A 21586-nucleotide genomic window follows, 5' to 3' on the forward strand; every position below is an offset into this window, starting at 1 on the left:
ACCTTTTATAAATAATAATGAAGCAGGTGTCAAAAGAACTATTTGAACCTTACATCATAATAATTATCACCCATTGATCAGATCAATTAGAATAATTCTTGTATCCAACCTTAGAAAGTTTCTCGTCTTTGGCTACAACGCTTTCTTTCAAAGAAGCTGAGTATTCTTTTAACTTCTTAAGAAGCTCAGGATCACTTGTAGCAAGTATCTTAGCTGCAAGGATTCCTGCATTGGTGCCTCCGTTTATTGCAACTGTAGCTACCGGAATGCCTGTTGGCATCTGAACGATAGAGTAGAGCGAATCACGTCCGCCAAGAGATGTTGTATGCATAGGGATTCCAATTACAGGAAGCGGAAAAATAGCCGCACACATACCCGGAAGATGAGCTGCCATACCAGCACCGGCTATGATAACCTTATATCCCTTCTCCTCAGCGCTGTTTGCATAATCAAAAAACTCCTGAGGTTCTCTGTGTGCAGATATGATATGCATCTCATAAGTAATACCGAGCTGCTCCAAAATATCCGCTGCTTTAGCCATGACCGGCATATCAGAATCCGATCCCATTACAATTCCAACCTGTGCCATCTGTACTGCTCCTTAAAAATATTATTCTTATATAGATCCCATTACTGTCAGAAATATTACTGTCAGTATATTTAGAGTATTAATGATGATTCCCAGACCCGGGAAAATTTTGAAAATCTTTTTTTGCTTCAATGCAAGAATGCCAAGTACAAGTCCGGCAATACTATATCCAAATGCAAGAAGCGTTGCTACGCCGTACTTGATATTGGCCACTCCGCCGGCATCAAAAGCAGCCTTCACGCACATGATAAGCGCGACGGCAGCAATGACACCCAGTATAAAAGACAGGATACCCTTCCTTGGATGCACATTATCTGTAAAGATATAACGTCTTTTAAAGATAAGTGTTCTAAGACGGAAGTGCTTTTTCTTTTTCTTTTTGTTCTTATGTGCGTGATAGGTCTCTTCGGTATCCTTCTCCCATGGATTGATCCCCCAAGGATTTTTCTCCCATGGTCTTTGACCCCACGGCTGTATCCTATTATTCTTCAAAACAAAATCTTCTTACGTCCGCTAAGGAGTTTTGCTCCACTTACTATAAGCAGAACTCCTGCAGCTATTCCCGATATGATAGCAACAATACCAAAAGTGATATTGATAGCTCCCGTGCCTCCCATGAGCTTGTATGTCTTTTCTTCCATGTATAAAACCTCCTACATTATTATTTACATAACAATGAGTTTTAAAGACGACTGTGATTCCTTATATTCAAGCCTTAACAGCGCCATATTCTTTATAGTACTCATCGATCTTCTTCTTGATCTCTTTGTTCAGTATCACTTCGCCATCAATCGGCTTATTGTAAAGATACTCTACTACATCTGACATAGTTACGATTGCATGTGTACCAAAACCATACTTTTCATGAATTTCGTCAAGTGCAGACATATCTGATTCAAGTCCCTTCTCCTGACGGTTAAGGGATACCATAAGACCTACTACATCTACATCATCTGCCTGAGCCTGGATTATCGGATAAGTCTCTTCGATTGACTTACCTGATGTTGTAACATCTTCAATGATAAGGACTCTGTCTCCGTTCTTGATCTTACTTCCAAGAAGGATTCCCTTATCACCGTGATCTTTGATCTCTTTACGATTGGAACAATATTTGATATCTCTTCCATAAAGCTGGCTTATAGCAGCGCATGTTGATACTGCAAGCGGGATTCCCTTATAAGCAGGTCCGAACAAAATATCAAACTCAAGGCCAAAAGTTTCATGAATGGCTCTTGCATAGAACTCACCAAGCTTTCTAAGCTGAGTTCCTGTAACGTATGCTCCTGCATTCATGAAGAACGGAGACTTTCTTCCACTCTTAAGTGTAAAATCTCCAAATTTCAGGACATTACTGTCCACCATGAAATTTATAAACTCTTCCTTGTACTTTTCCATGTAATCCATCCTCTGTTTTTTTATTTATTCCGCTTATAGCGGTATATTATGATTTTATCTGATAGCGCCGTTAATGTCTTCCTTCATGTCAAATACAGCTTGTCTTGCAGCTTCTCCGACATTGTCGCCAAATTTCGAATACTTCTCGTTCTGCCATGCAGCGATTATTCCTCTTGAAGAGTTAACAATCGCACCAAGACCGTCTTTATTGAAGAATCCCTTAAGATCGCTTCCCTTACCGCCCTGAGCTCCATATCCGGGAACCAGGATAAATGCATGTGGCATGATACTGCGAAGCTTAGCACCCATTTCAGGATATGTAGCACCAACTACTGCTCCAACATTTGAATAGTCACCTTCCATGGAACCCATGCCCCACTCTTCGACTTTGGCACCTACATGCTCATATAAAGGCTTACCGTCTATTATTCTATCTTGGAATTCACCACTTGAAGGATTAGATGTCTTGACAAGGACAAAGATTCCCTTGTCTTCAGAATTACAAACATCAATAAATGGCTTAACACCGTCGCTGCCCAAATAAGGGTTGACAGTTGCGAAATCTTCATTAAAACCGGAATACTTGTTAGAACCAATTGTAACACTACCTAAATGTCCGATAGCGTAGGACTCTGAAGTAGAGCCAATATCGCCTCTTTTAATATCACCTATGACGATCAGTCCTTTGTCATGGCAATAATCAACGGTCTTTTTAAAAGCAATAAGACCTTCAATACCAAGCTGCTCATACATAGCGATCTGCGGCTTAACAGCAGGTATCACATCATAAATATTATCAATAAGTTCCTTATTGAACTGCCAAAGGGCATCTGCTGCGCCTTCAGGTGTCTGTCCGAACTCTTCGAACGATCTGTTTTTGATGCGATCCGGAATCATCGAAAGCTTCGGATCCAGTCCCACTACGATAGGAGCATCTGTCCTTTGAATAGCTGATATCAGCTTCTGAATCATGAATACTATCCTCTTTTTTCTAAGTTTTAAACAAGGTACATGACCTTAAACAGTTTATATAATATCATAGAATTTCTAAATGTCACACTATTTGTTTGCAAATCCCTAATATTTTTTGAACAAAGGGTCAAATAAATATTTTGAGGCTCAAAAAAAACTGCATTGCTTTGAGATACACGGATGTATCTAGTACATGTCCAGAAATACATGGATGTATTTCTATGTACGGATACAAGGATGTATCTAGTACATGCTTAGAAATACAGGGATGTATTTCTATGTACGAAACAAAACAACACAGTTTTCATATACTATTAAGAGAAATGATCATCTCTGCTGCTTCTACAATACCTGTTCCCGAATCCATGGAACACTTCTGTAGATAATGATGTGCTTCCGGTTCAGTCATATGATGTCTGTCCATAAGAAGCTCTTTGGCTTTCTTAATAGTTTCAAGCTCTTTGTCAGAGCGTTTATTCTTTGCACCATCTCTGGCTTTTCGTCTCTTTTTACTGACACCGTCAAGCATCATATTAAGAGTCGAGATCAAAGTATCCGTCTGTAAGGGAGTCTGAAGCGATATCACATTGTCCGGAAGATCTATCGATTCAAGCTTGGCAGGAGAAGCAATAAGCAGCATCTGAAAATAAGAGGGAAGATCCTCGGCAAGCTCTTGGCATATCATGTCACCTAGTCTGTATCCGCAGACTATAACACCATTGCCAAGATCTTCCATCGCCGATAGAGCCTGTGCTCCGGAATTACATACAGCTGCTACATTAAAGCCTCTTCGTACCAATATGTTTTTAAAATTCAGTGCATCTGTATCCTTAGCAAATGCAACAACAACATTGGCCATATATCAGTATTTCCCAAGATATTCTTTCATTTCCCACTGTGTTACACAACTTCTAAATCTCTTCCACTCACTTTCCTTTGCTTCAAGGAACTTAGCATATACATCATCTCCAAGGACTTTTTTAACAAGCGGATCTTTGGTAAAAGCTGTAATAGCCTGCCCGAGGGTCTGAGGAAGCGTATCAAAACGTTCTGCATTCTCATTATCATCAGCTTGCTGCATAGAAAGCTGCTTGGGCGGAAGCATTTCTTCTTCGATACCGTCAAGACCAGCTGCTATGCAAAGAGCAAGTGCAAGATAAGGATTACAGGTTGCGTCCGGATTTCTAAGCTCAATTCTGGTCTTGTTGCCTCTCTTATAAGGAATTCTTATAAGCGAAGTACGATTGGCACTTGAAGCTGTCCAAGTCATATTAACCGGTGCATCATAGCCCGGAACAAGACGCTTATATGAGTTGATCAAAGGATTGGTAACAAGGCTTATGCCTTCCATATGATCCAGAAGACCTGCAATAAATGAATATGCCTTTTTAGAAAGGCCAAGTTCATCACTGCTGTCTGTGAAGATATTAGTACCATCCTTATCAAAAGCAGAAAAGCTAATATGCATTCCGGAGCCGTTGACACCTTCTAAAGGCTTTGGCATAAATGTAGCATAATATCCATGTTTCTTGGCTATAGTCTTAACAGCCATCTTAAAAGTCTGTATCATATCTGCGATACGACCTGCTTCATCATTTTCAAAATCTATCTCATGCTGTGCAGGAGCGATCTCATGATGTGATGAAAGAATATTAAAATTCATATCTTCCAGGTTGAGAATGATATCACGTCTTACATTCTCCCCCATATCGGCAGGAGCCACATCAAAATATCCTGCAGTCTCCTTTGTTTCAGGAACAGGATTGCCTGAATCATCACATCCAAAAAGGAAGAATTCTATCTCGGGATTAACTTTAAAAGTTATCCCCATATCTTCAGCCTTTTGAAGAACACGTCTTAAGATATTGCGAGGATCTCCCTCGAAAGGCTTTCTGTCAAGTGTGTATACATCGCAGAACATTCTGGCAACTTTGCCTGACTGTGGTCTCCAGGGATATATTTCAAAAGAGTCAAGATCCGGATACAGATACATCTCACTTTCATTTTTGCGAACAAATCCTTCTACAGCAGAACCGTCAAATGTAAGTTCTCTGTCAAGAGCCACTTCAAGCTGCGAAGGTGTGATCGCAATATTTTTTGGATTGCCAAATATATCACAGAACTGCAGTCTTATAAAAGCCACATCCTCATCTTCTACAATTCGAAAAATATCTTCTCTGGTATACTTAGTCATTTCTTCTTTCCTTTCTGACCGTTTACAGATATTAATAACAAAAAAGGCAAGGAGCACGAATAAACATCGGCGCCCTTGCCTTTATATTATGATACTATACCTATTTACTGCAATAATATCAAGTATGTTTTTTAAATAATTATTATTTTCCTTCGTAAGGAACTACTGAACCTTCATACTGTTCTTCGATCCATGCCTTAACTTCATCAGACTTAAGAACTTCTACAAGTGCTACGATTCCAGGGTTTGATTCATTGCCTTCCTTAACTGCGATAACGTTAACATATTTCTCAGCAGCTTCTGAATCCTGTGACTCATATGCAAGAGCATCTGTAGCTACAGTAAATCCTGCTTCCATAGCATAGTTACCATTCATGACTGCATAGCTTACGCTGTCGATCTGATGAGGAACCTGCGCAGCCTCTACCTCAACGATCTTGAGGTTATAAGGATTCTCTGCAATATTGTTGACAGTAGCTGTAAGGCCTACTCCATCTTCAAGCTTGATAAGTTCATTTGCTTCAAGAAGGAGAAGTGCTCTTGCCTCGTTAGTTGTATCATTAGGAATAGCGATTGTATCTCCGTCAGCGATCTCATCAAGGCTCTTCTTGGTTCCGCCATAGATTCCAAATGGCTCATAGTGGATCCCGCCTGCATTTACAAGTGATGTTCCGTTCTGGTCATTGAAATCATTAAGATATGTAATGTGCTGGAAGTAGTTGGCATCAAATTCGCCCGCATCTACAACATTATTAGGCTGAACATAGTCTTCAAATACAGTAACTTCAACCTTGTATCCCTTAGCTGCAAGAGCGCTGGTTACGACTTCACTTTCAAGGATCTCAGCATGAGGTACGGCTGTAGCTGCTACAGTTATAACTTCAAGATCGCCGTCACCTTCCTTGGCAGCATCTTCTGTATTCTGAGTATTCTCAGTAGGCTCTGAATTAGATGCATCCTTGCTGCATCCTGTGATTGCAGATACTGCAAGTACTGATGTTAAAAGGGTTGCAAACAGTTTCTTTTTCATAATAAAGTCCTCCTCGTATGATAGATTTTTCTCCTCAGATACTTAAAGTGTATCAATCTATTCAAAAAGTATATACTAAAAATCCATAAATCTGTATATACTTTCTAAAAACGATATATTACTGACAGTTCATTTTATAGAATTTCTGAAAACGGAACATTTTCAATCTTTTTACTTAGTGATCCTCTTGTCGAGAAGCTTACTAAGCCACATGCCAAATCCCTGCATTACCTGAACCATTACTACAAGAAGTACTACTGTAATGATCATAACGCCCGTCTGATATCTGTAATAACCGTACTGGATAGCTACGTCACCAAGTCCTCCGCCACCTACAGATCCTGCCATAGCAGAATACCCCAGTATAGTTGCAAGTGCTATAGTTGCTCCTACTATCAGAGAAGATCTGGCTTCAGATACCATTACTTTCCATACTATAGTCCAGTTTGAAGCTCCCATACTCTGAGCCGCCTCTATAACTCCATGATCAACTTCCATAAGAGAAGACTCAACCATTCTTGCGATAAATGGAGCTGCTGCAAATACAAGAGGTACTATAGTAGCTTCCGCACCCCAGGTCTTACCTACCATCATTTTAGTAATAGGCATTATGAGGATAAGCAGGATAAGGAACGGAATACTTCTTACTATATTAACTACAAAATCAAGAATTCCATATATTATCTTATTAGGTCTAAGTCCGTTATCTGATGTGATCACAAGACCTATACCTATAGGCACTCCTATAAGATAGGCAAAAACAGTTGATACAAATACCATATATAAGGTAACTCCGGTATTTTGTAAAAGGAGATTACCATACTCATTCCAAAAATCTACAATACTCATCAATTCAAAGCCTCCTCAAATTCTTTCATAGAAGACAGTTCCTGTACTTCAAGCTTCCTGTCTTTGAGATACTGAATCATCTGATTCCTTAAAGATTCATCATCCGGAAGCTGTAAAACCATCTGTCCCTGTGCAATTCCGCCTATATCTCTTGTATTGGTGAACATAATATTAACAGGTGATGAGAATTTCAAGACCATGTTAGCTACAACAGGTTCATATGAGGAGTTCTCTGTAAATACTATTCTGACAAGGTGCTCGCCTTTCATCTCCGGTATCTCACCATTGCCTGATGAAAGCACAAGTCTCATAGCAGCCTCTGACTGCGGATTACTAAATACTTCTAATACATCTCCAACTTCAGCAACACGTCCCTTGTCAATAATTGCTACTCTGTTGCAGATCTCCTGAACTACAGACATTGAGTGAGTGATGATCACTATAGTAATGCCATGAGTTTCATTTATCTTCTTAAGAAGATTCAGCACCTCACCCGTAGTTTTGGGGTCAAGCGCACTTGTTGCTTCGTCACACAAAAGAATCCTCGGATCATTAGCAAGAGCTCTTGCAATAGCAACTCTTTGCTGCTGACCACCGGAAAGCTGCGCCGGATAAGCTGATGCCTTATCTTCAAGTCCGACTTCTTTAAGAAGCTCCATAGCCTTTTTCTTGTTAGGCTTTTTATTGATTCGCATAGGAAAAAGGACATTATCAAGCACTGTACTCTGCATTAGAAGATTGAAGTGCTGGAATATCATAGCTACGTCCGTTCTCTGCTTTCGAAGCTCTTTCTCAGTCATACCTCCAAGACTCTTACCATCAATAACGACATCACCATCGGTAGGCTTCTCCAGAAAATTAAGGCATCTGACAAGTGTAGACTTGCCCGCACCGCTCATGCCAATGATTCCGAATATATCACCTTTTTCAATATTAAGGCTTATATTCTTTAAAGCTTCTACGGAGCCTTCCTTGGTCTTAAATGTCTTACTGACATTCAAGACCTGTATTAAAGATTCTGACATAATTCATTCCATCCCTATCTATTATTTTTCAAGAGATCAGTTTTAAAATGATCCATTTTAAAACCCGAATTAATGTCTAAGGCTCCATCAATCCGAACCATCAGCCGCTCGTTTTACTCACGTCATGAGGCTATAACGAATCATATCTCTTGAATTATTTTGCTGCAAAAAGAGGTGTAGAAAGGTATCTGTCTCCTGAATCAGGAAGAAGAACCACGATGTTCTTACCTTTAGCTTCAGGTCTTGATGCAACCTGCTGTGCTGCCCATAAAGCCGCACCTGAAGAAATACCTACCATGATACCTTCTGTTTTAGCAAAAGCTCTGCCTGTTTCGAAAGCGTTCTCATTAGGTACTCTGATTATCTCATCATAGATCTCTGTATTAAGAACAGAAGGAACAAAGCCTGCTCCGATACCCTGGATCTTGTGAGGTCCGGGCTTCTCACCTGAAAGAACAGCTGATGTATCAGGCTCAACAGCAATGATCTTGATATCAGGATTCTTGCTCTTTAAGAACTCACCAACACCTGTAAGTGTTCCACCTGTACCAACACCTGCTACAAAATAATCAACCTGTCCGTCTGTATCTTCCCAGATCTCAGGTCCTGTAGTAGTTCTATGAGCTGTAGCATTGGCCGGATTATCAAACTGAGCAAGGATAATAGAATTCGGAATCTCCTTGTGAAGTTCCTCAGCCTTAGCGATAGCACCCTTCATACCCTGAACGCCATCTGTAAGTACAAGCTCAGCGCCATATGCCTGAAGGATAGTACGTCTTTCTACACTCATTGTATCCGGAAGTGTAAGGATAGCTCTGTATCCCCTTGCTGCTGCTACAGAAGCAATACCGATACCGGTATTACCTGATGTAGGTTCGATGATAGTTGCCCCGGGTTTGATCTTACCGCTTTTTTCAGCATCTACTATCATAGCATATGCTACACGATCTTTCACGCTTCCTGCAGGATTGAGATATTCAAGTTTTGCAATGATCTTTGCATCCTTGATATTCTCGCTGTTCTGATAATTAACAAGCTCAAGAAGAGGTGTGTGTCCTATAAGTTCTGTTGCAGATTTCTTGATGTTAGCCATAATACTATTCTCCCTTCGACCGTCATTTATTTAATATTTTTGTTTTCATACTATTCATACTTTTTCAGTAGGATTATAAAAAATAATACTCTTCCCTTCCTTTGATGTCAATACTGTTTTTAACTATTTTTTCATTTCTGAATTATTCCCGCAATCTTCCTGTATTTTTCAGCATCTTATACCGATGTTATTCGTTCTTCATAAAGATTTGCAAAAGTCAAGCCTTAACCTATTTTTTCATTATGCTATACTACTTGCAGGGAGATTATCATTACATATAGTGAGGAGTTTCAAAGGGTTATTGGGATATGAAAAAAAATAGTGAGGCAGCTGTAACCAAGTATATCAATTACTCTGACAGATCCGGCCATCACAGCCTTCCTGTAAGTGTGATCCGCTCTAAGAGGAAGACCGGCTCAGTGATCGTCAACGCAGATGGAAGTGCAGAGCTTAGAATACCACTTCGTACCAGCGATTCTACTATCAATGATATGCTTGAAGGACGTGCAAGATGGATCGTAGAGAAGCACAAAGAGATGAAAGTCAAGGAAGAAGCTCTTAAGAAGCATATGCCGGAGCTTACCGATACTCAACGTGCTCTTCTTGAAAAAAGATATAAAAAGAACGCTTCAGAATATTTTCCTCTTCGTGTTCAACATTTTGAAAAGATCATGGGTGTTCATCACAAGAAGATCGCCATAAGAGATCAAAAGACCAGATGGGGCTCCTGCTCTACAAGCGGAACCTTATCTTTCAACTGGAGACTTATCATGGCTCCTCCGGAAGTTCTTGACTATGTAGTGGTTCATGAACTGGCTCACTTTACGCATATGGACCACTCCAAAGCTTTCTGGTCTACTGTCGAAAGTGTTATGCCTGATTATGAGAAACATCGTAAGTGGCTAAACGACCATGGTCAGGAACTTAGAATCTGAATATGCCAACTACGTGTGCCTTATGGTGCACCGACTATAAAGCCCTGCGGCAATTGTCGCAGGGCTTTTATAATACAGATAAAACTGTTAATAACTAAAACTTCAAACCAAATACCGCTCTATGCAAGAATTCCGCAACAGGTCCCAGATATTCTTCTTTGTCATAGAATTTTGTGAATATAAGCCTATCGTTCTTAAAAGACGGATCGATCAAGCTCATACTCTGTTTTAATTTATTTCTTACAAGCTCATCCTTGAATAATGGTCCACACAGAATTATTTTCTCAGGCGCTGCAAGTTCGCAGGCATTCACAAGAGCAAGGGCAAAAAGTGAAATAACTTCCTCAAGCTCTTTTTTCTGCTTTTCGTCTCCTTTTTCAAAAGCACCTGCAAAATCCTCCAGTTCAAAAGGAATAATGCTATTTAGCTTCTTATAAGAAGCCCTTGTTTCAAGACAGCCTCTTTTGCCACAACTACATATATCTCCCTGTGGATCGACTATCATATGACCTATCTCTGCTGTGTTACGCTCTTTATTACCATATACATTGCCATCTATGACTATCGCTCCGCCAACGCCCTGCCCCCATTTGACGATAAGAAGATTATCTTTGTATCTTCCGTCTCCAAATAAGAGTTCTGCTCTTGCAAAGGCATTGACATCATTTTGAATTATAACCGGCATGCCAAGCTCTTTGGCTAGGATCTGTTTTACTAAAACGCTTTGTTCCCAAACTCCGTATGCCCTTACAGCTATTCCATTCTCAATATCAACTACACCGGGAATCCCAACGCTAGCTCCCTTTATCTTGTTCCTGATCGGCTCCTTGACACCATCCGAAAGCTTGACACAAGCATTGGCAATTACCTTTAGATATTGTTCCGGCGTAGCCTTGTTATCTGTAGGTATATGTGTCATTGCTGCCACATCGCCATTTATATCAGTTATAGCTATAGACGATTCTATGCGGCCTATATTGATCGAATATAAATATATATTCTCATAGTTCATGGAAAGAAGTACTTTTCTTCTTCCGGCGCCTTTTTGCTTGCCGCTTGTACCTACTTCTACTATGATCTCATCTCTGATAAGAGGACTTATTATCTGAGTTACTGCAGCAGGTGTAAGGCCGCATTCAGATGCTATATCAATTCTTGATGCCGTCTTGTGCTCACATATGTACTTGATGATCATAGCCCTGTTATAAGACTTGACCTGCTCCATGTTGATTCCTGACTGATGCATATACTCTCTCCCATCTTAGTATGATATTGTTTCAGAGTTCCTCAACAAAACTTATGTACTCATATTCTCTTAAATTATCTATAAAAGCGGGTCTGTCTTTGATATTGCTAACGCCGACTCTCACTATAGCGATAGGTCCCTGCCCTTTTATATCACTTTTATTGACGCTAAGTTCATAGATACTTATATCTTTTTTATGCATATCATCTATAAAGAATCTTACACTTTTAGTATTCTCAAATTCAATATATAATTCAAAGTTCTTGGCATACATATGGATCTTATTGTCTACAAGATTCAAAATTTTCAGAGTGAAAATAATAAATAAAAGAGCGATAGTAGCTCCTTCTATAAAACCCATACCGGCTGCAAGGCCCACACAGGCGCATACCCACAACCCCGCTGCAGTTGTAAGTCCTCTAACCTGATTCTTACCTGTTATGAGGATGGTACCTACTCCAAGAAAACCCACACCGCTTATTACCTGGGCACCAAGTCTGTTGATATCTCCGGCTACTCCCTGAAACATGATGCTTACATATTGGCTGGTAGTACTGACCATGCAGGCTCCAATGCATACAAGAACATGTGTCTTGATACCTGCTGACCTGTTCTTCATCTCTCTGTCTATTCCTACAACAGTACCAACTATAGTTACAAATATAAATCTTATTGTAATACCAAGCAAAGAAAATCCATGTACAATATCAAGAAATTGTGTCACATAAGCCATATATCCAGTCTCCATAGAACTATATTGATCAATTCAGAATACTCCATACATCATGATATGGATATTACCTGAATATAGATCTGTAATAAAAAAGTCAGGCGCAATAATCATATACCCCTGACTTCATCTTATCATATATAGCATCTTATGCCGAGTATTTTTATAATTTATCAAACTTCGCTCTTACCAAGCATACGTCACCATTTAACGCAGCACCGATGCAGTATCACCGCCATAGCACATCTTCGTACGACTCTTCATCAACATCAAGCCTTCCTTCATGGACCAGTTCTATGAAAGCCTCTGCTATATTTGGATTGAACTGAGTTCCTTCTCCTTTTCTGATCTCTTCAAGGCAATCCTCAAGTTTCATCCTCTTTCTGTAAGGCCTTGTCGAATACATAGCATCAAAAGCATCTGCAACGGATATGATCTGTGCTATCTTTGGAATCTCCTCTCCCTTAAGGCCTTCCGGATAACCGGTTCCGTCATATTTCTCATGATGGTAACCTGCTCCAAGAGATATCTCCGGAAACGCATCTATCTCCTGAAGGATCTCCATTCCAAGGCTTGCGTGCTCTTTGACAATCGAATACTCCTTATCATCAAGCGGATTGGGCTTATGAAGGATCCTGCTAGGCACAGCTATCTTGCCTATATCATGAAGAAGAGCTACGTTGTAGACTTTCTGGCAAAGAGCCTTGCTGTATCCGATCTTGGATGCAAGTTTTCTGGAATAATCTGCAACTCTGAAGGAGTGTCCGCTAGTATATTCATCTTTTTTATCGATCATCTTGGCAAAAGCCATGATCATCTGATCGAATATTTTCTGAATAGATGCCCTTTGATTTTTCTCTTCTTCGATCTTCTGCTGATACCCTAGTACAAGGATAAAAAGGATCACAAGAAATGCTATGATAAGGATAGTTACACCTATCTCTGAATTATCCTTTAGAAAATCACTAACCGTATATGAATATAGCTTGTCAGTATAACGGGATGCCATATTAAGGGCATAATCTTCATCTATTACACTTAATCCTCTGTTTACAAGCTTTAGAAGTCCCTTATTACCAATCTCTATACCAAAGCATATCTCATCCTTAGTACCGATCTTCATTGTCGAAAGATCATGATACTTACTATTCTTAAGAATATCGTATGATCTAAGACCATTTAGAACCGTACCATCTGCTTCACCGCTTATAACAGCATCAAGGCATTCAAAAATAGTATCATAGTATTTGATCTTAGCTTCCGGAAGAACTGCCATAATATAATAATACTGAAGTCCGCAGTTTCTGTTGACCGCAATTATATTCTCAGAAGTGCTATCATATGTACCCCTGTAGACCAGCTCATTGATGGTAGATAGTATAGTACTGGACTGATACATACCATTTTCCTCGGAATAAAAAAGGCTTCCTTCTACCGGAAATGCAAGGTCTATGATCTGATCATCCATATCCTGTATCATATCATCATAGGACTTGTATCCATGATATCTTATACTTATTCCATTAATATTAAGATCATTGAAAAGCTGCGGAATCATGTCCTTCACCAGCCCTGTAACATTGCCATCTTCATCCGTGTCAGAGTATGGCATTAGATTTTCAAGATAACCAACATCAAGAGTGTCATTTTCCATAATCCACTCTTTTTCTGTATCAGAAAAAGCAAGGCTTGAAACACTTCCAGAGAAATATCTATTACGAAGATTGGTGATATAATTGGGTTCCTCGCTTGCAAGCATTGTCTGAGCATTATTAAGCTCAAACAAAAGGTCCTGTCTGTCTTTACTCACACACAGATAGAAATCAGCAGATCCGAAAGTACACAGTACCACCGAATTTTCTCTACTGTATGCGCCATTACCTTCAACAGCGATGATCTCAAGTTCTCCGTTATCAAAATCTTCAAACAAAGACACATAGTCATCATATAAGACAATATCAGCGCTGACTTCCTGATCCTTAAGATAATCGTTAAGAGCATTTACAAGAATACTGTCCAAAACTCCGATCTTGCGACCTTCAAATGATGCCGGATCAGAAGTTACACTATTATCAAAGTCATGCTTGATAAGATTATAAAGACCGCTTCCCATAGGAGCATCCGGATAGGCTATGATCTCTTCCCTTTCGTCGGTCCTTGCAAGACCTGCAAGAAGATCTATCTTACCATCAATAAGCTGCTTATAAAGCTCTGCGTATGTTCCATATATATACTCATATTTCCATCCGGTATACTCGGACATCTTGCGATAATACTCATATGCATAGCCTGATTTGACTACGCCTTCGCCGGATCCTTCCTGGAATATCTCATTCTCATAATATCCGACTCGTACAGTCTTGTTGTCATCCGCAAATACCGGAATATCATTCATAAGAAAACCGCTAAAAAAACAGACTACAAGAAAAAAAAGAAAAACTTTTTTGATATCCCACGACATAAAACAATACCGATCTCCTATCCTTATCACTAAAATACCCCTGACGCATCACCTCCATGTAAGCGCTTACAATATTCTATTTTAAACTATTTCCTATTCAAAAACAATTCATATCTCAATCAAAAAACGCAACTGTCATAGGATCTTATAATCTGAAGCTTCGCATTTTTCAAACATACGTCACTGCCCTAAGGAGTGTCGTATACAATCATTCTCTGATATTTTTGAGCATGTCTACTGTTTCTATATCTTCTCTTGTAAGTTTTATATTGGAAATATATTCTCCACCATCAGGATCTGTTACCTTGATCTCTATTACGCTTCCCTCTCTTATCGCACCTTGTGTTACGCTTCCAAGAAATGCCTGAAATTTAGGATGCTGTGTCCTAAATATGTTAAGCCTCTGCATAAGTTTCATCATGATTGCCGGATTCATTCCCATAGTTTTTTAGTTCTCCTTATAATGTGTATTAGTATCTATAATTATCAAAGCAGTCCTTATTATCAGTTATTTTTTATATCTTAATCGTCAATATTCTCCATATGCTCCCCCAAAAGCTCCAGGTCTTTGACGAAATGATCCCTGGCACTCTCAACGGTATCCTCATAGCCTGTGAGAGCAGCAAAGGGCGAAAACTGCGCAGCTCTCTTCATCTTGTCCATAGCAGGATGCTTTAGTGACACAGGGCGCTGCGCATCTATTATATCAGAATATTTTTTTATTGTTAGTTTTTCTTTTTCAGTAAGTTCATGATCCATAAAATGCTTCTTTCTAAAGAAAACAATAAAAGCTCATATATCCCGCTCTATTGGTATGTACCTGTCATCTCATATATCAGGCTTTATGACCGCCTATCTGAGAGTTTCTTGCAATTGTCTGCGCACCCTCTTCAAGGTTCATGCCCTTTAGAATAGCGTTTTTACCATACTTTTTCTTGATGGCAAGGACTGCTTCCTGAGCACGTCTTTCTCTTTCTCGGATCTTTTTTTCTTTGGCTCTTTCTTCTTCAACGGCCTTATAGTCTGTAAAAAGATCCATCTGCTCATAGGAATCTTCCTGTAACAGGTCCTTCTCATCCTTGAGATGGTTAGCAGTAATATTGATACGTCTTACGAGAAGATCCTTATTGACAATCCTGTCGTATAAAGCCATAACAGCGTCCATGATCTTGGCCGTAGAAGATGTAAACTCCTGCATATTAGCGCTTCCGTGAGCATGTTCAGGGATCGTCCTTCCCAGATAGTCCGTTGTAACAGCTCCCTTGTACTTCTTCTGAATATCAGGATCAGTAAGGTTACTGATATCATATCCTATAGTCAGTACTATCTGGTCTGTAACAAGTTTTTTGTCAACAAGGTCCAGCACCAGAAGATCTGTCATCTCCCTTACTATGAGCCTGCCTCCTGCAAAATCATAAGGACAATGAAGCACCTGTCCTGATGATACAGAATTATTCTCAGGTTTATAAGCTTTGATTTCTTCAATAGTCGCGGGTTCTATTCCAAAAGCATGATCTATCAATAGTTCTGCATTTATACCAAAAAGCTTGTATAAAAGCTCCTCATCTCTTATAGCGCATCTTGCTACATCTCCCATAGTATACATGCCATGTGCTTCAAGTTTTCTGGCATACCCTCTTCCTATGCGCCAGAAATCAGTAAGCGGTCTATGATCCCAAAGTTTATATCTATAACTCTTCTCATCAAGCTCTGCTATCCTGACTCCGTCCTTGTCAGCAGGGATATGCTTGGCAACTATGTCCATTGCTACCTTGCACAGGTACATGTTGGTTCCTATACCGGCTGTTGCCGTAATACCAGTCTCTTTAAGTACATCCCTTACCATAGTCATGGCAAGTTCATGAGCTGTCATCTTATAGGTTCTAAGATAGCCTGTGACATCCATGAACACCTCATCTATAGAATATACATGTATGTCCTCGGGCGCTATATACTTAAGATATATACTGTATATTCTGGCACTATAGTCCATATACAGCTGCATTCTAGGTGTAGCTACAATATAATCTATCTTTTTTCCTGTTGACCTTTGAATCTGACTTACCTTCTGTTCTACTTCAAAAAGGCGGGCGCGTCCAGGAATCCCATAAGCCTTAAGTGCCGGAGATACCGCAAGACATATAGTCTTACTGGTTCTGGACGAGTCTGCCACGACCAGCCTGGCCGTAAGAGGATTAAGCCCCCTCTCCTGACACTCAACAGAAGCATAAAAAGATTTAAGATCTATTGCAATGTAAGTTCTCTCCATGCTATCTCCATGTTGTTTCCATGCAAAGATTGCCTTGGTATTACCAAATATATATAAATTCTTTATATGCTATACAGAGGAAAATGCGTCTTTTCATTTATTATCATAGTCATCAAAGAAACTGTGTCTTGCACCATCAGGAGTCTTATATCCCATGATTGCATTGATATGTACATTCTCTACGCTCTTAAAGATATTGCTCTCAATATATGGACTCTTTGTCCTAAGTTCCTTAATAAGACCTTTGATCTCACCGCGTTTGGAACCTTGCTCTGTTCCGCCGCAGCTGGCGCAGCTCTCTGTAAGTCTGCATGCACACTGGATGAAATGAAGTCCATTGTAGTCACGCCACTTTATAATATCCTCTTCTCTTATAAGATAAAGAGGTCTTATAAGCTCCATACCTTCAAAGTTGGTAGCGTGAAGCTTGGGCATCATAGTCTGAACCTGTCCGGAATAGAGCATTCCCATAAGGATTGTCTCTATTACATCATCATAATGATGACCAAGTGCTATCTTATTACATCCAAGCTCCCTTGCCTTCTGATACAAAGCGCCTCTTCTCATACGAGCGCACAGATAACAGGGGCTTCCTGCCTTGGCTATATCATCCTTAGCAACAATATTATATATGTCAGAACGAAATACAGTAATAGGAACCTGCATAAGTTTTGCATTATTAAGAATCGTCTGATAGTTTATATCATTGTATCCGGGATTCATTACAAGATATACTACTTCAAAATTCTGCTTGCCATGTCTGTGAAGCTCCTGAAAGAGCTTGGCCATAAGCATGGAATCCTTGCCACCGGAGATGCACACAGCTATCCTGTCACCATCCTGTATAAGGTCATATATATTGATTGCCTTGGTGAACTGACTCCAGATATCTTTTCTGAACTTCTTGATAATGCTATGCTCTATATCCTTGCAGCGCTTATCGGATGCTTCGCCGTCCTTCATGAACATTTCAAGCTTTATTCGAAGCCATGAATAATAGCCGCCTTCGACGCTGTATATCTCATATCCCTCTTCAGAAAGGATATCTGCTATATCTTCAGAGTTGCGTCCTGAATAACACAAAAGATAAATAGGCCTATCCTTGGGAAGCTCATCCTTATGCTCCATAAAATCTTCCCAGAATATGTTAATGGCATCAGGATATGTTTCCTTGTCAAAGTCATCCTTTTTTCTAACATCGACAACAAGCTTATTTCTGGTATCCAGAAGCATCTCTTCGATTGTAATGGTACTACTCATAAAACCAAAAACCTTTCATAAAAAGCCGCAAAAAACTCATTTACCTTGTATTCTATAATCTGAAAAGCGGCATTTCAGATTTTTTTGCATAATAGCTGTACTATTATATCAACTTTTATCCGATAGGTCACGAATAACTTCGCCGGCGATGATAAGACCGCAAACAGATGGCACAAAAGCTATAGATCCCGGGGTTCTACGCCTTCTTCCGGTACCCTCAGCACCTGTTCCCACGGGTTCTTCTTTGGAATAGACCACCTTAAGCTTCCTGATACCTCTTTTTTTAAGTTCTCTTCTCATAACTCTGGCAAGAGGGTCCACTGATGTCTTATAGATATCAGATACTTCAAATGCGCTAGGATCAAGCTTATTGCCGGCGCCCATGGAGCTTATAATAGGTGTTCCTGCTTCGCTGCACTCTACTATAAGTCCTATCTTGCCTGTTACTGTATCTATGGCATCAACAACATAATCATAAGTAGCAAAATCAAACTTCTCTCCTGTTATCTTCTTATCTGTATCATCAGAAGCATTTCCATTTTCTGTTTGACCTTTGTTTCTATCTGTATCAGATGCATTTGCAGAAACGCTAAGCTGCTTCATGCTTCTGGCTTCAGGTGGAAGATAGAAAGTCTTATGAACATTAACGATGCAATCCGGGTTGATATCCCTGATTCTGTCTGCCATGACATCTACCTTGTATCTGCCTATTGTGGAGTTAAGCGCAATTATCTGCCTGTTAAGGTTGGTATAGCAGACTCTGTCATTGTCTATCAGATCGATCTGACCTATTCCGCTTCTTGCAAGCGCTTCACATACATAGCCGCCCACGCCGCCTACGCCAAATACCGCTACGCGGCATTCTGAAAGTCTTTTCATGGACTCATCACCAAGAAGTATTTTTGTTCTTTCAAATTTATCTATCATGATCATTCCCTTCGTTTAAAGACTAGATATAACTTAAATATTATCAAATTCCCCGCACTCCTGCACCTGCCGCAAGCTGGTCTTGTGCAAAATACCAAAACTGGATATTATAATAGTTCCAGTTTATAGTATCATAAGTCACAAGGTTATATGCGCAATAATGTATGCCTATTTATGACTTTTGGGAAAGAAGGATGATTTTAATGACTAACAAAGAAGATGTTTACAGAACCACGACACTTGACCTTGATAAAATAGCTTCTCAGGCAAGAGCCTGTATCAATGAAATCGTAGAAGCTTCAGGTATAAGTAAAGGGCAGGTATTCGTAGTAGGATGCTCTACCAGCGAAATCTGCGGAGATATGATAGGCTCCAATTCAAGTCTTGAAGTTGCCAAGGCAGTCTTTGGCGCAATATATGATGAGCTAAACCAAAAGGGGATCTATCTTGCATCCCAGTGCTGTGAACACCTTAACAGGGCTATCATTGTAGAAAAAGAGTGCGCAGTTTCTATTGGTATGAAGAACCATATTGCATGCGTAGTTCCGCAGCCCAAGGCCGGTGGCTCTTTTGCTACCTGTGCTTATTATACCTTCAAGGAGCCTGTTGCTCTTGAAGAGATTCAGGCAGATGCCGGAATCGATATAGGCGGAACCCTTATAGGAATGAATCTAAAAAGGGTCGCTGTGCCTGTAAAGCTTACTAATAACAAAATAGGAAGTGCCAATGTCCTTGCAGCAAGGACAAGGCCCAAATACATCGGCGGCGAAAGAGCTATCTACGAATCCGATGAAGACATGAAAAAGCGAATACTTGGATGATCGACCATTACCGGTAGCCAAAATAGCCCCTGTGGGCGGAGTCAAGGGACCATCAGAAACTTTGTTTTTGGTGGTTCCTTGACTCCGCCCCCAGGGGCTATCGAGGTTATTTGATCAGCTGCGCTGCTCTTTCAAGTGAAGCATCGATATTGTTGCAGAAGTTCTCTTCTCCAACCTTGGCAATGAATCCGGCCTTATCCATTGTATGTCTTGGCTGTTCATTGACATGTGAGAATATGACTGTTGTTCCGCCTGATGTGATCTTATCATAGGTCTGCTCGAGAGCTCTCATAGCTGTAGCATCAAGTGCAGGTACACCTCTCATACGGATGATAAGACATTTGGTTGATTCCCTAACAGTTATGTCTGCAAGCATATCAGATACGCCGAAGAACATAGGACCGCTTATTTCGTATACACTTACAGCCTTTGGTACTTCACGAAGTCTTATGGCGTCAGCGTCATGCTCTTCATCATCAACATATTTCCAGCTTCTTACTTCAGACTCTTCACTCATTCTCTTAACGAACAGAAGACCTGATATAAGCATACCGATCTCAATAGCAACAACAAGATCGAATACTACAGTAAGTACGAATGTCAGGACCAGAACTATGATATCGCTCTTAGGTGCTGTCTTTACAAGGTGAATGAAAGCTCTGTACTGACACATATTGTAGGCAACCATGAAAAGTATAGCTGCAATAGTAGGCATAGGTATAAGTGCCGCATAAGGCATAAGTACTACAAGAACAAGTACAAGAACTATAGCGTGAACCATTCCGGCTACAGGTGTCTTACCACCGTTTTTGACATTGGCTGCTGTTCTTGCGATAGCTCCTGTTGCAGGGATTCCTCCAAAGAGTGCTGATCCTATGTTACCAACACCCTGAGCTACAAGTTCCATATTGGATCTATGCTTAGAGCCTATCATACCATCAGCAACAACACATGACAGAAGTGACTCTATCGCTGCAAGTATAGCAATCGTAAATGCATCCGGAAGTATATTTCTGATAGATGCAAGTGAGAACTGAGGCATTGTAAAAGAAGGAAGTCCTGAACTTATAGTATACAGATCTCCTATGGTATTAACCTTCATACCAAATCCCTTGACCATGATCACGCCTACGATAACAGCTATTAAAGATCCCGGTATTACCTTATTGATATAAGGCCATACGATCAGAACCACCAGGCATACGATACCAACTATAAGCGCCTGAATATTAACAGTTCCTATATTAGAAACGATAGCTCCTATCTTGTCTACAGTTTCTACAGTCACAGTTCCCTTAGGATATGTAAGTCCCAGAAAATCCTTGATCTGTCCGATCACGATAGTAACCGCGATTCCGGCTGTGAATCCTGTTGTAATAGTATATGGAATGAACTTGATAAGACTTCCAAGTTTTAATAGACCCATGATGACAAGTATGATACCTGCAAGCACTGTAGCAAGAGCAAGACCTGACATGCCTTCTCTTTGGACTATACCTGCTACTATTGTTGCAAATGCAGCTGTAGGACCTGCTATCTGAACTCTGCTACCGCCAAGAAATGAAATAAGGAATCCTGCGATAACGGCAGTATAGATACCCTGTTCAGGACCAACTCCCGAAGCAAGTGCAAGTGCGATAGACAAAGGAAGTGCAATAATAGCAACAATGATACCTGCAACAACATCCTTAACAAACTGCGCTTTATTATAATCTTTGAGCGTAGTGAACAGCATAGGTTTTAAAGCATCGTTTTTCATGGTTCTTATCCCCTTTTTATAATTAAAATCT

22 protein-coding genes are annotated in these 21586 nt (G+C 40.1%); 2 read left to right on the forward strand and 20 right to left on the reverse strand.

All coding sequences use genetic code 11. The features are described from left to right. Nucleotides 1-82: 82 nt before the first annotated feature. The 11 genes from purE to cysK form a co-directional block, all read right to left on the reverse strand. On the reverse strand, nucleotides 83-589 hold the full coding sequence (gene purE, locus I7804_RS16235) for a 5-(carboxyamino)imidazole ribonucleotide mutase (protein WP_248404184.1): 507 nt from the start codon (nucleotides 587-589) through the stop codon (nucleotides 83-85). Nucleotides 590-616: 27 nt separating this feature from the next. Continuing rightward, on the reverse strand, nucleotides 617-1081 hold the full coding sequence (locus I7804_RS16240; protein ID WP_051199696.1) for a DUF6142 family protein: 465 nt from the start codon (nucleotides 1079-1081) through the stop codon (nucleotides 617-619). After that, nucleotides 1078-1230 (reverse strand): hypothetical protein, encoded by a 153-nt coding sequence (locus I7804_RS16245; RefSeq protein WP_248404185.1) that lies wholly within the window; start codon nucleotides 1228-1230, stop codon nucleotides 1078-1080. The genes I7804_RS16240 and I7804_RS16245 overlap by 4 nt, the downstream gene beginning before the upstream one ends. Before the next feature lie 67 nt (nucleotides 1231-1297). Continuing rightward, nucleotides 1298-1984 carry an orotate phosphoribosyltransferase gene (pyrE, locus tag I7804_RS16250; protein WP_022753468.1) on the reverse strand — a complete coding sequence of 229 codons (687 nt, stop codon included), beginning with the start codon at nucleotides 1982-1984 and terminating at the stop codon, nucleotides 1298-1300. A gap of 54 nt (nucleotides 1985-2038) precedes the next feature. After that, nucleotides 2039-2956: an orotidine-5'-phosphate decarboxylase gene (gene pyrF, locus I7804_RS16255; protein WP_248404186.1), complete on the reverse strand. Its 918-nt coding sequence runs from the start codon at nucleotides 2954-2956 to the stop codon at nucleotides 2039-2041. 304 nt (nucleotides 2957-3260) lie between these two features. Continuing rightward, nucleotides 3261-3815, reverse strand: coding sequence for an ANTAR domain-containing response regulator (locus I7804_RS16260; protein ID WP_022753466.1), 555 nt, complete (start codon nucleotides 3813-3815; stop codon nucleotides 3261-3263). A 3-nt stretch (nucleotides 3816-3818) separates the two neighbouring features. Then, a complete protein-coding gene (glnA, locus tag I7804_RS16265; protein ID WP_248404187.1) occupies nucleotides 3819-5150 on the reverse strand; it encodes a type I glutamate--ammonia ligase in 1332 nt (443 codons plus the stop codon). Between the two features lie 142 nt (nucleotides 5151-5292). Further along, entirely contained in the window at nucleotides 5293-6180 is an 888-nt protein-coding gene (locus I7804_RS16270; RefSeq protein ID WP_022753464.1) for a MetQ/NlpA family ABC transporter substrate-binding protein, read from the reverse strand. A gap of 171 nt (nucleotides 6181-6351) precedes the next feature. Next, on the reverse strand, nucleotides 6352-7029 hold the full coding sequence (locus I7804_RS16275) for a methionine ABC transporter permease (RefSeq protein WP_248404188.1): 678 nt from the start codon (nucleotides 7027-7029) through the stop codon (nucleotides 6352-6354). After that, nucleotides 7029-8054, reverse strand: coding sequence for a methionine ABC transporter ATP-binding protein (locus I7804_RS16280; RefSeq protein WP_248404189.1), 1026 nt, complete (start codon nucleotides 8052-8054; stop codon nucleotides 7029-7031). The genes I7804_RS16275 and I7804_RS16280 overlap by 1 nt, the downstream gene beginning before the upstream one ends. 154 nt (nucleotides 8055-8208) lie before the next feature. Further along, complete coding sequence (gene cysK / locus I7804_RS16285) at nucleotides 8209-9147, reverse strand: cysteine synthase A (RefSeq protein WP_248404190.1); 939 nt, start codon at nucleotides 9145-9147, stop codon at nucleotides 8209-8211. Between the two features lie 308 nt (nucleotides 9148-9455). Here cysK and I7804_RS16290 point away from each other — a divergent pair, with 308 nt between their 5' ends. Next, nucleotides 9456-10082, forward strand: coding sequence for a M48 family metallopeptidase (locus I7804_RS16290; RefSeq protein WP_022758021.1), 627 nt, complete (start codon nucleotides 9456-9458; stop codon nucleotides 10080-10082). 94 nt (nucleotides 10083-10176) lie between these two features. Here I7804_RS16290 and I7804_RS16295 read toward each other — a convergent pair whose 3' ends face one another. The 8 genes from I7804_RS16295 to I7804_RS16330 form a co-directional block, all read right to left on the reverse strand. Further along, nucleotides 10177-11328, reverse strand: a complete 1152-nt coding sequence (locus I7804_RS16295; RefSeq protein WP_248404191.1) for an ROK family transcriptional regulator — start codon at nucleotides 11326-11328, stop codon at nucleotides 10177-10179. Nucleotides 11329-11359: 31 nt separating this feature from the next. Beyond that, nucleotides 11360-12061 (reverse strand): MgtC/SapB family protein, encoded by a 702-nt coding sequence (locus tag I7804_RS16300; protein WP_248404192.1) that lies wholly within the window; start codon nucleotides 12059-12061, stop codon nucleotides 11360-11362. A gap of 226 nt (nucleotides 12062-12287) precedes the next feature. Continuing rightward, nucleotides 12288-14453, reverse strand: a complete 2166-nt coding sequence (locus tag I7804_RS16305) for an HD domain-containing phosphohydrolase (protein ID WP_248404193.1) — start codon at nucleotides 14451-14453, stop codon at nucleotides 12288-12290. A 274-nt stretch (nucleotides 14454-14727) separates the two neighbouring features. After that, a complete protein-coding gene (locus I7804_RS16310; protein ID WP_248404194.1) occupies nucleotides 14728-14961 on the reverse strand; it encodes a hypothetical protein in 234 nt (77 codons plus the stop codon). An 80-nt stretch (nucleotides 14962-15041) separates the two neighbouring features. Then, nucleotides 15042-15278 (reverse strand): hypothetical protein, encoded by a 237-nt coding sequence (locus I7804_RS16315; RefSeq protein WP_248405988.1) that lies wholly within the window; start codon nucleotides 15276-15278, stop codon nucleotides 15042-15044. Nucleotides 15279-15354: 76 nt separating this feature from the next. Then, nucleotides 15355-16788, reverse strand: a complete 1434-nt coding sequence (locus tag I7804_RS16320) for a DNA methylase (RefSeq protein WP_248404195.1) — start codon at nucleotides 16786-16788, stop codon at nucleotides 15355-15357. A gap of 93 nt (nucleotides 16789-16881) precedes the next feature. Continuing rightward, complete coding sequence (locus I7804_RS16325; RefSeq protein WP_248404196.1) at nucleotides 16882-18048, reverse strand: ATP-binding protein; 1167 nt, start codon at nucleotides 18046-18048, stop codon at nucleotides 16882-16884. Between the two features lie 108 nt (nucleotides 18049-18156). Next, nucleotides 18157-18975, reverse strand: coding sequence for a tRNA threonylcarbamoyladenosine dehydratase (locus I7804_RS16330; protein WP_027205369.1), 819 nt, complete (start codon nucleotides 18973-18975; stop codon nucleotides 18157-18159). Between the two features lie 203 nt (nucleotides 18976-19178). Here I7804_RS16330 and I7804_RS16335 point away from each other — a divergent pair, with 203 nt between their 5' ends. Next, complete coding sequence (locus tag I7804_RS16335) at nucleotides 19179-19796, forward strand: TIGR01440 family protein (protein ID WP_022753451.1); 618 nt, start codon at nucleotides 19179-19181, stop codon at nucleotides 19794-19796. 106 nt (nucleotides 19797-19902) lie between these two features. Here the strand turns inward: I7804_RS16335 and I7804_RS16340 are convergent, their stop codons facing one another. Next, nucleotides 19903-21555 carry a SulP family inorganic anion transporter gene (locus tag I7804_RS16340; protein WP_248404197.1) on the reverse strand — a complete coding sequence of 551 codons (1653 nt, stop codon included), beginning with the start codon at nucleotides 21553-21555 and terminating at the stop codon, nucleotides 19903-19905. Nucleotides 21556-21586: the final 31 nt, after the last annotated feature.

The sequence above is a fragment of the Butyrivibrio fibrisolvens genome, assembly GCF_023206215.1.
GTDB lineage: Bacteria > Bacillota > Clostridia > Lachnospirales > Lachnospiraceae > Butyrivibrio > Butyrivibrio fibrisolvens_C.